The 11887-nt window shown below is 71.0% G+C and carries 13 protein-coding genes; 10 read left to right on the top strand and 3 right to left on the bottom strand.

What is annotated here, in order from left to right; all coding sequences use genetic code 11:
* Nucleotides 1-27: 27 nt before the first annotated feature.
* Nucleotides 28-966 (top strand): tyrosine recombinase XerC, encoded by a 939-nt coding sequence (locus tag BJ993_RS02105; RefSeq protein ID WP_179647557.1) that lies wholly within the window; start codon nt 28-30, stop codon nt 964-966.
* Here the strand turns inward: BJ993_RS02105 and BJ993_RS02100 are convergent.
* Complete coding sequence (locus BJ993_RS02100; RefSeq protein WP_179647556.1) at nt 914-1498, bottom strand: M23 family metallopeptidase; 585 nt, start codon at nt 1496-1498, stop codon at nt 914-916. The two genes, BJ993_RS02105 and BJ993_RS02100, sit on opposite strands and share 53 nt — an antisense overlap.
* 315 nt (nt 1499-1813) lie before the next feature.
* On the opposite strand from BJ993_RS02100, the gene rpsB reads away from it, so the two are divergent.
* The 9 genes from rpsB to BJ993_RS02055 all read left to right on the top strand — a co-directional run bounded on the left by rpsB (nt 1814) and on the right by BJ993_RS02055 (nt 9929).
* The gene (gene rpsB, locus BJ993_RS02095; RefSeq protein ID WP_179647555.1) at nt 1814-2731 is read left to right on the top strand and encodes a 30S ribosomal protein S2; all 918 of its coding nucleotides are present in this window, start codon (nt 1814-1816) and stop codon (nt 2729-2731) included.
* 39 nt (nt 2732-2770) lie between these two features.
* Nucleotides 2771-3580, top strand: a complete 810-nt coding sequence (gene tsf, locus BJ993_RS02090) for a translation elongation factor Ts (protein WP_036546719.1) — start codon at nt 2771-2773, stop codon at nt 3578-3580.
* Nucleotides 3581-3753: 173 nt separating this feature from the next.
* Nucleotides 3754-4956 carry an SHOCT domain-containing protein gene (locus BJ993_RS26450; RefSeq protein WP_036546716.1) on the top strand — a complete coding sequence of 401 codons (1203 nt, stop codon included), beginning with the start codon at nt 3754-3756 and terminating at the stop codon, nt 4954-4956.
* On the top strand, nt 4953-6221 hold the full coding sequence (locus BJ993_RS02080; protein ID WP_036546714.1) for a TFIIB-type zinc ribbon-containing protein: 1269 nt from the start codon (nt 4953-4955) through the stop codon (nt 6219-6221). The genes BJ993_RS26450 and BJ993_RS02080 overlap by 4 nt, the downstream gene beginning before the upstream one ends.
* Nucleotides 6218-6490 (top strand): hypothetical protein, encoded by a 273-nt coding sequence (locus BJ993_RS02075; RefSeq protein ID WP_207006328.1) that lies wholly within the window; start codon nt 6218-6220, stop codon nt 6488-6490. Before BJ993_RS02080 ends, BJ993_RS02075 begins: the two co-directional genes overlap by 4 nt.
* Nucleotides 6487-7656: a phospholipase D-like domain-containing protein gene (locus BJ993_RS02070; protein ID WP_036546712.1), complete on the top strand. Its 1170-nt coding sequence runs from the start codon at nt 6487-6489 to the stop codon at nt 7654-7656. The genes BJ993_RS02075 and BJ993_RS02070 overlap by 4 nt, the downstream gene beginning before the upstream one ends.
* Nucleotides 7657-7697: 41 nt before the next feature.
* Complete coding sequence (pyrH, locus tag BJ993_RS02065; protein ID WP_036546709.1) at nt 7698-8411, top strand: UMP kinase; 714 nt, start codon at nt 7698-7700, stop codon at nt 8409-8411.
* Between the two features lie 46 nt (nt 8412-8457).
* On the top strand, nt 8458-9012 hold the full coding sequence (frr, locus tag BJ993_RS02060) for a ribosome recycling factor (protein WP_207011296.1): 555 nt from the start codon (nt 8458-8460) through the stop codon (nt 9010-9012).
* 23 nt (nt 9013-9035) lie between these two features.
* Nucleotides 9036-9929, top strand: a complete 894-nt coding sequence (locus BJ993_RS02055) for a phosphatidate cytidylyltransferase (protein WP_179647554.1) — start codon at nt 9036-9038, stop codon at nt 9927-9929.
* On the opposite strand, the gene BJ993_RS02050 is transcribed toward BJ993_RS02055, so the two are convergent.
* Both BJ993_RS02050 and BJ993_RS26445 read right to left on the bottom strand, forming a co-directional pair.
* On the bottom strand, nt 9922-11046 hold the full coding sequence (locus BJ993_RS02050; protein WP_179647553.1) for an aminotransferase class V-fold PLP-dependent enzyme: 1125 nt from the start codon (nt 11044-11046) through the stop codon (nt 9922-9924). The genes BJ993_RS02055 and BJ993_RS02050 overlap by 8 nt on opposite strands.
* The gene (locus tag BJ993_RS26445; protein WP_036546698.1) at nt 11043-11834 is read right to left on the bottom strand and encodes a tryptophan 2,3-dioxygenase; all 792 of its coding nucleotides are present in this window, start codon (nt 11832-11834) and stop codon (nt 11043-11045) included. Before BJ993_RS26445 ends, BJ993_RS02050 begins: the two co-directional genes overlap by 4 nt.
* Nucleotides 11835-11887 lie beyond the last annotated feature (53 nt).

Here is an 11887-nt window from a genome sequence, read left to right as displayed (position 1 = left end):
GACACCTGGCGTCCCTACGATGAACGAGTGAGCGCCGCGGACACCGAGGACGTGCTGCCCGAGTGGGCGGCGGGCGTGCTGGCGTCGTACGAGCGGCACCTGGTCGCCGAGCGGGACCTGGCCCCGCACACGGTGACGGCCTACCTCGGCGACATCGGCAACCTGCTCGACCATGCCGCCCGGCTGGGGCTCGAGGGACCCGACGAGCTCGACCTGCGCACGCTGCGCAGCTGGCTCGCGCGCCAGCAGGCGTCCGGGCTGTCGCGGACCACGCTGGCCCGCCGCGCGACCGCTGCACGGGTCTTCACGGGCTGGCTGGCGCGGACCGGCAGGGCGGCGTCGGACGTCGGGTCCGCCCTGGGGTCGCCCAAGCCGCACCGCACGCTGCCCGACGTGCTGCGGGTCGACGAGGCCCGCGAGCTGATCGCCGCTGCCGCCGAGCTCGCCGACGACGGCAGCCCGGTCGGCGCCCGTGACGTGGCGATGCTCGAGCTGCTCTACGCCACCGGCATGCGGGTGGGGGAGCTGTGCGCCCTCGACGTCGACGACGTGGACCGCGACCGCAACGTCGTCCGCGTCTTCGGCAAGGGCCGCAAGGAGCGGACGATCCCGTTCGGGCATCCCGCCGCTGCTGCTCTCGACCGGTGGGTGGCGGCGGGGCGCCCCCGGCTCGCGCGTCCCGGCTCGGGGCCGGCGCTCTTCCTCGGCGCCCGGGGCGGACGGATCGACCAGCGCGCGGTGCGCACGCTGGTGCACCGGCGACTGGCCGACGTCCCCGGAGCGCCCGACTTGGGACCCCACGGACTGCGCCACACCGCGGCGACCCACCTCCTCGAGGGCGGTGCCGACCTCAGGTCCGTCCAGGAGCTGCTCGGCCACGCGTCGCTGGCCACGACCCAGCGCTACACCCACGTCACCACCGACCGGCTGCGCCGGGCCTACCAGCAAGCACATCCACGGGCCTAGCACCGAGCACCGCGAGCGCCGGCAGCGCCCGCCACAGCGGCAGCAGGCGCACCGGACCGGCCCCGACCAGGCGCAGCGGGTCGAGGTAGTCCTCGCCACGCAGCCAGCCCCAGTGGAGGCAGGCGCGGGGGAAGCAGTGGGAGCCGGCCAGCTCGAGCGTGCCGATCGACCCGCCCGCGGACACCTCGTCACCGACCCGGACCGTCGCTGCCACCGGTTCGTACGTCGTCCGGGTGCTCCCGTGGCCGACCGCGACCACCCCGCGCCCCGCGATGCGGCCGGCGAACACCACGCGCCCCGGCAGCGCCGAGCGGACGACCTGACCGACCCGGCCGGCGAGGTCGACCCCGCGGTGGCCCTCGCCCCACGGCTGGTCGGGTGGGTCGAAGCGCGCGACGACCTCGGGCTCGGGCTGCAGCGGCCACACCCCGACGGGGTCGTCGGCCTCGGCCGCATCGGCGGGGACGGGGCCGGTGGACGAGAGGGTCAGGGCGATGCTGGTGAGGGCCACCACGAGCCAGGACGGGCGCATGGGACGAGCCTGCGCTCGTGGCCCGGGGAAGCAGCCCGGGCGCTCGCGCTCCTGTGGAGGAGGACGTGCCGGACGTGCGCTGTGGATGGTCGGTGGCCGCAATTGGTCCGGGGAGCACCTCGCGCCGTACGCTGGGAGGCACCGGTCCGCCCTGGACCGGAATTCGCTCGTCCGCAGACCACGACGGGGTCCCTCTCCTTGAGAACAGTGGCCCCGGTCGCCCGTGGGCGTCGATCCTCAGTCCGCCGATCACCGGATCGGCGGTCGGATCGCGTGCAGACGACAGGACCAACTGAAACAAGTACAGGAGAAATCATGGCTGTCGTGACCATGCGCCAGCTCCTCGAGAGCGGCGTCCACTTCGGACACCAGACCCGTCGCTGGAACCCGAAGATGAAGCGCTTCATCCTCACGGACCGCAACGGCATCTACATCATCGACCTGCAGCAGTCGCTGGCCTTCATCGACCGCAGCTACGCCTTCGTCAAGGAGACCGTGGCCAAGGGCGGGACGATCATGTTCGTCGGCACCAAGAAGCAGGCCCAGGAGGCGATCGCCGAGCAGGCGACCCGCGTCGGCATGCCCTACGTCAACCAGCGCTGGCTGGGCGGCATGCTCACCAACTTCTCGACCGTGCACCAGCGGATCAACCGCCTCAAGGAGCTCGACGAGATCGACTTCGACGACGTCGCGGGCAGCAGCCGCACCAAGAAGGAGCTGCTGCAGATGCGCCGCGAGCGCGACAAGCTGAACAAGTCGCTCGGTGGTATCCGCGACATGACCCGCACCCCCTCCGCGGTGTGGATCGTCGACACCAACAAGGAGCACCTGGCCGTCGAGGAGGCGCGCAAGCTGCGCATCCCGATCATCGCCATCCTCGACTCCAACTGCGACCCGGACGACGTCGACTTCCCGATCCCGGGCAACGACGACGCGATCCGCGCGGTCGGCCTGCTCACCCGCGTGATCGCCGACGCCGCCGCCGAGGGCCTCATGGCCCGCTCCGGCGCGGGTGCGTCGAGCGCCACCGCCGAGGAGCCGCTGGCCGAGTGGGAGCGCGAGCTGCTCGAGGGTGACGCCGAGAAGGCTGCCGTGGAGGCGACCGGCGGCGAGCCCACCGAGGACACCCCCGCGTCCGAGTCGACCGGTGCGTCCAGCGAGGCTGCCGAGGCGCCCGCCGCCGAGGCGCCCGCCGCCGAGGAGACCCCGGCCGACGCCCCGGCCGAGGCCTGAGCGACACCCCCACCCGATCCAGAAAGCGATTGAGGATTCATGGCATTCACTGCTGCTGACGTCAAGAAGCTCCGCGAGCTGACCGGCGCCGGAATGATGGACTGCAAGAAGGCGCTCGACGAGACCGACGGCGACTTCGACAAGGCCGTCGAGCTGCTCCGCGTCAAGGGCGCCGCCAAGGCGGCCGCCCGCGGCGCCGAGCGCGAGACCTCGGCCGGTCTCGTGGCCAACGCCGGCGGCGCGCTCATCGAGCTGAAGTCGGAGACCGACTTCGTCGCGAAGAACGAGGAGTTCATCAAGGCCGCCCAGCAGATCGCCGAGGCGGTCGACGCGGGCAAGGCCACCGACACCGAGGCCGCCAAGGCGCTGCCGCTGGGCGACAGCACCGTCGGCCAGGTGGTCGAGAACCTCGCCATCACCATCGGCGAGAAGATCGAGCTCGGCGGCGTCGCGTACTTCGACGGCCCGGTCGCGGTCTACCTGCACAAGCGTGCGGCCGACCTGCCGCCCGCCGTCGGCGTGCTCGTCGAGTACGACGGCGACGAGGCCGCTGCCCGTGGCGCCGCGATGCAGGTCGCCGCGCTCAAGGCGCAGTACCTCACCCGCGACGAGGTCCCCGCGGACATCGTCGCGGCCGAGAAGGACGTCCTGACCAAGAAGACGATCGAGGAGGGCAAGCCCGAGGCTGCCGTCGCCAAGATCGTCGAGGGTCGCCTGGGCGGCTTCTTCAAGGAGCTCGTGCTCCTCGAGCAGGAGTCGGTCTCGGAGTCGAAGAAGACGGTCAAGGCCGTCCTCGACGAGGCCGGCACGACGGTCAAGCGCTTCGCGCGCTTCGAGGTCGGCGCCTGATCGCGCACTGATCGCACCGACGGCCGGTGGTCACCCTGGGGTGATCACCGGCCGTCGGCTTTTTGCCTGTGCCGTCGCGGCGCACGGGGTAGGTTTGTGGATCCCGGCTTCGGACATGTGTCCGTGACGTGCGCCCACACGCGGACGCACGCGTCTGCAAAGGAGATCGTCACGTGGGACTCATCCAGGCTGCTGTCGGCGCGATCGGCGGCACGCTCGCCGACCAGTGGGTCGACTTCTACGGCGTCCCGGACGGCGTCGGCTCGACGGTTGCGGTCTTCCCCGCGGTCGCGAAGGGCCAGAACGCCGGCCGCGGCAGCAACACGCAGGGCTCCGAGGGCGTGATCACGAACGGCTCCAAGATCATCGTGCCGGAGGGCTACGGGCTGGTGCTGCTCGAGGACGGCGCCTTCACGGGCTTCGCCGCCGAGCCGGGCGCCTACATCTGGAACTCCGACGACCCGGCCTCGCAGTCGGTCTTCACCGGCGGCGGGCTGGTCGACTCGATCATCAAGCAGAGCTGGGAGCGCTTCAAGTTCGGCGGTCGCCCGTCCGCCCAGCAGTCCGCGATCTTCGTGACGCTCAAGGAGCTGCCCAACAACAAGTTCGGCACCCAGTCGGAGATCTACTGGGACGACGCCTTCCTCAACACCCAGGTCGGCGCGATCACCCGCGGCACCTACACGCTGAAGATCACCGACCCGCTGACCTTCATCCGCAACTTCGTCCCGGCCGACGTCATCGGCGGGCGCCAGCAGTTCGACTTCACCGACATCGACAACCCGGCGGGCGAGCAGCTCTTCAACGAGGTCGTGGGCTCGCTGGCCCCGGCGTTCTCGATGTACACCAACGACCCTGCCAAGGGCAACCGGATCACCCGGCTCCAGCAGGACTCGATCGGGTTCGCCCAGTCGCTCTCCGCCGCCGTCGAGCAGAACTACCAGTGGCGCACCGACCGTGGCCTCGAGATCGTCAAGGTCGCCCTCGTCTCCATCGAGTACGACGCCAACACCCGCGAGCTGCTCAAGAACGTCCAGCGTGCCGACGCCCTGTCCGGCTCGCGCGGCAACTCCAACCTGCAGGCGTCGGTCGCCGCGGGCATCGAGGCCGCGGGCGAGAACGCCGGTCCCGGCGGCCTGATCGGGATGGGCATGGCGACGGGCGGGATGGGCCTCGGTGGCCTCCAGCAGCCGGCCACGCCGGCCCCCGCCGCCCCGGCTCCCGCCCCGGCCGCCCCGGCGGCTCCGGCAGCTCCGGCGGCCCCGGCCGCCGAGGACCCGATGGCGGTCCTCAAGCGCGCCAAGGAGATGCTCGACGCCGGCCTCATCACGCAGGAGGACTACGACGCGGCGAAGGCGAAGGCGCTCGGTCTGTGACGCAGGAGCCGGTGGAGCCGCAGCAGCCGACCTTCGACGGTCCGCCGCTGTCGCTCGAGGAGGAGCTGGCCGCGGCCAAGGCCGAGCCAGAGGCGGGGCCCAGCATCGAGACCGTCAACGAGTCGCTCAAGGACGGCCTCAACAGGTGCCCGAAGTGCGGTTCGACCGACGTCCAGCTGCGCGCGTCGACCGGGATGCTGGTGTGCCTGTTCTGCCGCAACGAGTGGCACGAGGCGCGGGTCGAGGAGGAGTTCGGCCTCGGTGAGGGCATCGACGAGCTCGAGGGCACGGTCATCGCCAGCGGCGCGGAGGACATCCGGGCCGACGCCAGCGACGTGCTCACCTTCAAGTGCGAGGCCTGCGGGGCCGAGGTCGTCGTCGACACCGCGCACGCGCTCAACGCCCGCTGCCACTGGTGCCGGCACACGCTGAACGTCAACCAGCAGATCCCCAACGGCGCCGTACCCGACGCGGTCCTGCCGTTCCGGCTCACCAAGGAGGAGGCGGTCGAGAAGATCCGCGCCTTCGCGGGCAGCCGTCGGCTGTTCGCGCACCGCCGGTTCAAGAAGGAGTTCGTGCCGGAGAACGTCCTGGGTGTCTACCTGCCCTACCTGGTCATCGACGCCCGCGCCGAGTCGCAGTACTGGGGCAAGGGCGAGGTCCAGACCCGACGCTGGACCGAGACGACGGGCAGCGGGGACAACAAGCGCACGACGACCTACTACGCCGCCGACATCTACCAGGTCACGCGCCAGGTCAGCTTCACCGTCGACGACCTCACCGTCGAGGGCTCCTCGGAGCGCGCGCAGTTCGGCACCGCGAACACCAACAACATCGTCAACTCGATCCTGCCGTTCGACACGAAGAACGCCGTGAAGTGGAACGCCAGCTACCTCGTCGGCTTCACCAGCGAGAAGCGCGACCTCAACGTCGAGGCGGTCAAGCCGGTCCTCGAGGACCAGCTCCTCTCGATCGGCCGCTCGCAGGTGCACGCCTCGCTCGGCCGGTTCGACCGCGGCGTGCGGTGGGAGCAGGAGAAGGTCGACGTCGGCGGATCGCGCTGGGTGTCGATGTACCTCCCGGTGTGGCTCTACTCCTACCAGCAGGAGAGCAACGGCCTCCTGCACTACATCGCGGTCAACGCGCGGACGGGGGAGACGATGGGCAGCATCCCGGTCTCACAGCCCAAGCTGCTGCTCGCGGCGTTCACGGTCGGCACCTTCCTCGAGGGCATCGCCGGCTCGATCCTGGTGGCGTCCGCATGATCGCCCAGCTGATCGCGATGGCCAGTGACGACGGACTGGTCTGGCTGCTCGCGGCAGGGCCGGCCGGCGCGGCCGGCACGTACTGGCTGATCTACCGCTACTACCGCAACACCGACAAGTCCCACGCCTACGAGCGCGACACGATCATCGAGGCCCAGCCGGTGCAGGGCGGCGAGGAGAAGGTCGACCACATCTCGAAGACCACGGACCCCGACATCGACGGTGACAACAGCGACGACTACCGCGAGCGGGTCCAGCGGGTCCAATGAGCGCGCGTGAGCGCGTCTGCCGGCTTCTCGGGCCCCTGCTGGCAGCCCTGCTCCTCGTCACGGCCTGCACCGATGCCCGTTCCGACGAGCCCCGCGGAGACCAGCCCGCGGGCCTCGTCCCCGGTCCGTACGACGTCCGGCCGGGCGTCGTACTCGGGACGCCGGTGGACGACACGGAGACCCAGGCGGCCGAGCACCCGGTGGTCGCCCGGCTCCTGGAGCTGATCGCCCACACCCCGAAGGGGGAGCGGATCCGGATCATCACCCGGTCGTTCTCGCTGCACCCCGTCGCGGACGCGCTGGTCGACGCCCACCAGCGGGGCGTCTCGGTGCAGATCATCGCCAACCGGTTCGCGTCGAAGAGCTTCCGCGCGGTCGCGAAGATGAGGGACGAGGTCGGCACCGACCGGCGCAAGGACTCCTTCATCTACCTGTCGAGCGGCTCGCGGCGGGGCCCGCGGACCGGCACGCACCAGAAGACCTGGACCTTCAGCCGGGTCGGCGACTCGCGCCACGTCGTGATGGTCGGCTCCGCGAACCTGTCCTACTACTCCACCCAGCAGTACAGCGACATGTACGTCTTCGTCGACCGGACCGACGTGTGGCGGGCCTTCGACCGCGACTTCCGCGACCAGGTCGGGATCGAAAAGCCCCGGGGCCCCGGCTACGCGCCGGTGCTCGGCAGGGACCGGGCGTGGTTCTTCCCCGGCTGGGACGAGGAGACCGACCCCGTCCAGGCGTTGCTCCGCGACCTGCCGGCCCGCGGCACGGTGCTGCGCTTCGCGATGTACGCCTGGCACAGCGAGCGCGGCCGCCGGCTGGCGGAGATCGTGGCGGACAAGGCCCGCGGCGGAGCCCGGGTGCAGGTCATCTCGCTGAACATCGGCAAGGAGATCGTGGCCAGCCTGCGGGCGGCCGGCGTGGAGGTGCACAGCGCGCGGTTCCGCAACGGCAACGACGTCCACAGCAAGCTCAGCCTGCTCGAGTGGACCGCGGCCGACGGTGCCCGGCACCGCCGGGTCATCACCGGCAGCGACAACTTCGGGTCGGACTCCCTGCCGCGCGACGAGCTGGCGCTCGAGATCGCGCCCGACCGGGGATCGTGGCGCCGCTACGTGCGCTGGTACGACGCGATCATCGAACGCGCTGCCGGCGAGGGTCACTGATAACCTCGGACCGCTCACCGCACACGACTGGAAGGACCCTGGTGCCCGGTTACAAGCGAGTCCTGCTGAAGCTCTCGGGTGAGGTCTTCGGCGGAGGCAAGGTCGGCGTCGATCCCGACGTCGTGCAGGCGATCGCCCGCGAGATCAAGGCGGTCGTGGACGCGGGCGTCCAGATCGCCGTGGTGACGGGCGGCGGCAACTTCTTCCGCGGTGCCGAGCTCCAGCAGCGGGGCATGGACCGCGTCCGTGCCGACTACATGGGCATGCTCGGCATCGTCATGAACTGCCTGGCGCTCCAGGACTTCCTGGAGAAGCTGGGCGTCGAGACCCGCGTGCAGACCGCCATCACGATGGGCCAGGTCGCCGAGCCCTACATCCCGCGCCGCGCGATCCGGCACATGGAGAAGGGCCGCGTCGTGATCTTCGGCGCCGGCATGGGCATGCCCTACTTCTCGACCGACACCGTCGCCGTCCAGCGCGCGCTCGAGAGCAAGTGCGATGTCGTCCTCGTGGCGAAGAGCGGCGTCGACGGCGTCTACACCGCCGACCCCAAGGTCGACCCGACGGCCACCAAGTACGACGAGCTCAGCTACGACGAGGCCATCTCGAAGGGCCTGCGGATCATGGACCAGACCGCGTTCGCGCTCTGCGGGGAGAACAAGCTCCCGATGATCGTCTTCGGCATGGAGCCGGAGGGCAACATCCTTCGGGTGGTCCGGGGTGAGAAGATCGGGACGCGGGTCAGCGCAGGCTGAGTCCTGCCCTGCTCCGCCCGAACCAGCCAAGAATGGAGAACCGGTGATCAACGACACCCTCAACGAGGCCGACCAGAAGATGGGGAAGTCGGTCGACGCGACCCGTGAGGAGTTCGCCGCGATCCGGGCGGGACGGGCGCACCCGAGCATGTTCAGCAAGATCCTCGTCGACTACTACGGCTCGCCGACCCCGATCCAGCAGCTCGCGTCGTTCAGCGCGCCCGAGCCGCGGGTGATCCTGGTGTCGCCGTTCGACGTCGGCGCGAAGGCCAACATCGAGAAGGCCATCCGCGACTCCGACCTCGGCATCAACCCGTCCGACGACGGCCAGGTGCTGCGCTGCGTCTTCCCCGAGCTCACCGAGGAGCGCCGCAAGGAGTTCATCAAGCTCGCCAAGGAGAAGGCCGAGGGCGGCAAGATCGCCGTGCGCCAGGTGCGCCAGAAGGCCAAGCAGAGCCTGGAGAAGCTCGAGAAGGACGGCGAGGTCGGCAAGGACGACGTCACCGGTGCCGAGAAGCGTCTCGACGGCCTCACCAAGAAGCACACCGACGCCATCGACGAGCTGCTCAAGAGCAAGGAAGCCGAGCTGCTCGAGGTCTGATCCTCGAGCCGCTCCCATTCCTGATGTCGACACCGCCGTCGTCTGAGTCCTCCACCTCCGAGGCGACCCCGAAGAAGGACCACGGCCGCGCCGGCCGCGACCTCAAGGCCGCGGTCGGGTCCGCGGTCGTGCTGCTGAGCGCGATCGCCGCTTCGCTGGTCTTCTGGAAGCCGGCCTTCATGGTGATCGTCGCGGTCGCCGTGGTGGTCGCCGTCTGGGAGCTGCGCAAGGGCCTGCTCGCCAAGGACATCGACCTGCCCGAGCAGCCGCTCATGATCGGCGGCGTCGTGATGGTCGTCGTGGCCTACGTGTGGGGTTCGGCGGCGCTGGTGACCGCGACCGCGGTCAGCGCGCTGGTGATCATGCTGTGGCTGCTGCGTCGCGGCGTCGACGGCTACGTCAAGAATGCCACCGCGTCGGTCTTCGCGCTGGTCTACCTGCCCTTCCTGGGCTCCTTCGTGGCGCTGATGCTGGCCGAGGGCGGCCGCACCGGCGGCGGCCTCGACGACAAGGGCGTGCAGGGCATCATCACCTTCATCCTGGTGACGATCGCCTCCGACATCGGCGGCTACATCGCCGGCGTCCTGTTCGGCAAGCACCCGATGGCTCCGGTCATCTCGCCGAAGAAGTCGTGGGAGGGCTTCGCCGGCTCCACGCTCGCGACGGTCGGCGCCGGTGTCGCGCTGGTCGTCTACCTGCTCGAGGGCGACTGGTGGATCGGCGTCGCGCTGGGCCTGATCGCGGTCGTCATGGCCACGCTCGGCGACCTCTGCGAATCGGTCATCAAGCGCGACCTCGGCATCAAGGACATGAGCCAGGTGATCCCGGGCCACGGCGGCCTGATGGACCGCCTGGACTCGCTGCTCGCCACGATCGCCCCGATCTGGCTGCTGCTGCACTACGGCATCTTCACCTGAGGCCGGCGGCGACCTCGCCGAGCAGCGCCATCGCCTCGGCCAGCTGCTCGTCGGAGAGGTACGGCGCCGGGCCGAGCCTGAGGTGCTGTCCCCGGTGGTCGGCCTGCACGCCGCGCCCGGCGAGTGCCGCCCGCAGCTCGGCCGCGCGAGGCGAGCGCAACGCGAGGAAGCCGCCGAAGCCCTCGGCCGGGGTCGCCCGGTCCCGGGTGACGAGGTCGTCGGGCAGGTCGAGGGCGTCGAAGGCAGCGGTGAGCAGCCCGCGCTGGCGTTGCGAGACGGCCCGGAGGACCGGGGGAGCCAGGCCCTGCTCGTCGAAGAAGTCGAGCACACGGGCGGCGCGGTAGTGGCTGGTCGGGTCGTACGTCGACCCGGCGAACCGGTCTCCGTCGTGGGCGAACCAGCCGGTGACCACCGGCTGCAGGCCGCTGGCGTGCGGGGGGATGCGCAGGAAGCAGTTGCCCTCGCCGAGCTGGAGGTACTTGTAGCCGCCGCCGAGGATCCAGGCCTCGTCCAGCCCATCGGTCCCCACGTCCAGCGGGAGCACGCCGAGCTGGTGGTAGGCGTCGACGAGGAGCTCGGTCCCGGTCCGCTCGCAGGCAGCGGCCACGGCCGCGAGCCCCGGCACGACCAGGGAGGTCTCGTACAGCACGGACGACACCACCACGGCCGCGGTCCGGTCGTCCACCGCTGCCGCGACGCGCTCGGCCAGCGAGTCGACCGGCGTGGCCGGCACCCGCACCACCTCGAGCCCGGCGTCGGCGAGCCGGTCGAGCTGGCGACGGGCGGAGTCGAACTCGGCGTCGGTGGTGACCAGCCGGGGCCGGGCGCACAGGTCGAGCGCGGAGAGGAAGCGCACCAGCAGTTCGTGGGCGCTGCCGCCGAGCGCCACGTCGGCGATCGGGTCGCCGACGAGCACCCGGACGCCGTCGCGCAGCCGCTCCGCCTTGGCCGCGGCCCGGTCCCACTTCCGGCCGAGGTCGAGGGCGGCGTCGTCCCACGCCTCGAGGACGCCCTCCCGGGCGATGTCCGGCCACGCCTGGTGGGAGTGACCGGTCAGCAGCAGCCGCTCCGCCACCCGGAACCGGGAGTAGTGGGCGGCGAGCGGCGCAGAGGTCACATCTCGCTCCGGATCGCCCAGAGGTCGGGGAACAGCTGCCGGGTGACCGTGCTCCACAGGTAGGTCGCGCCCGAGGAGCCGCCCGTGCCCGGCTTGGCCCCGATCGTCCGCTCGACCATCTTCACGTGCCGGTAGCGCCACTCCTGGAGGCCCTCGTCGAGGTCGACCAGCCGCTCGGCGACCTGGGCCGCCCCGCCGTCGTCCGTGTACGCCGCCAGCAGCAGCTGCTGGACCTCCGGCGACGGCTCCCACGGGCTGGTCAGGTCGCGGTCGAGCGCGGCCCGCGGGACGTCGTACCCCTGCGTGGTGAGGTAGCGCAGGAAGGAGTCGAAGACCGACGGACGCGACATCGCGGCCGCGATCCGCTCGCGGCCGGCGCTGCCCTCGGGGTAGTGCTCGAAGACGCGGCGGTCGCGGCGGCCCAGGGTGGCCTCGAGCTCGCGGAACTGCTCGGACTGGAAGCCGCTGGACGCGTCGAGGCGGCCGCGGAAGCTGGTGAACTGGCGCGGCGTCATCGTCTCGAGGACGTCGACCTGGGCGACCGCGACCTTGAGGATGGCGAGCACGCGGCCCAGCGTGTGCAGCGCGCGGGGGGTGTCGCCCGCCTCGAGGCGGGCCTGCAGGCCCGCGGTCTCGTGGAGCATCTGCTTGAACCAGAGCTCGTAGACCTGGTGGATGACGATGAAGAGCAGCTCGTCGTGCTCGTCCGAGCGGGGGTGCTGCGCGGAGAGGACGTCGTCGAGCGAGAGGTAGGCGCTGTAGGTGAGCGCGGGGTGCTGGTCGTTCACGGGCCTACTGTCACAGGTCGGCCGGGGGGACGGCCAGCGGGACGCGCGATGGG

The organism is Nocardioides aromaticivorans, assembly GCF_013408525.1.
GTDB lineage: Bacteria > Actinomycetota > Actinomycetes > Propionibacteriales > Nocardioidaceae > Nocardioides > Nocardioides aromaticivorans.
Note: the sequence above shows the minus strand (reverse complement) of the source record. Positions and strands in the feature narration are given on the sequence as shown.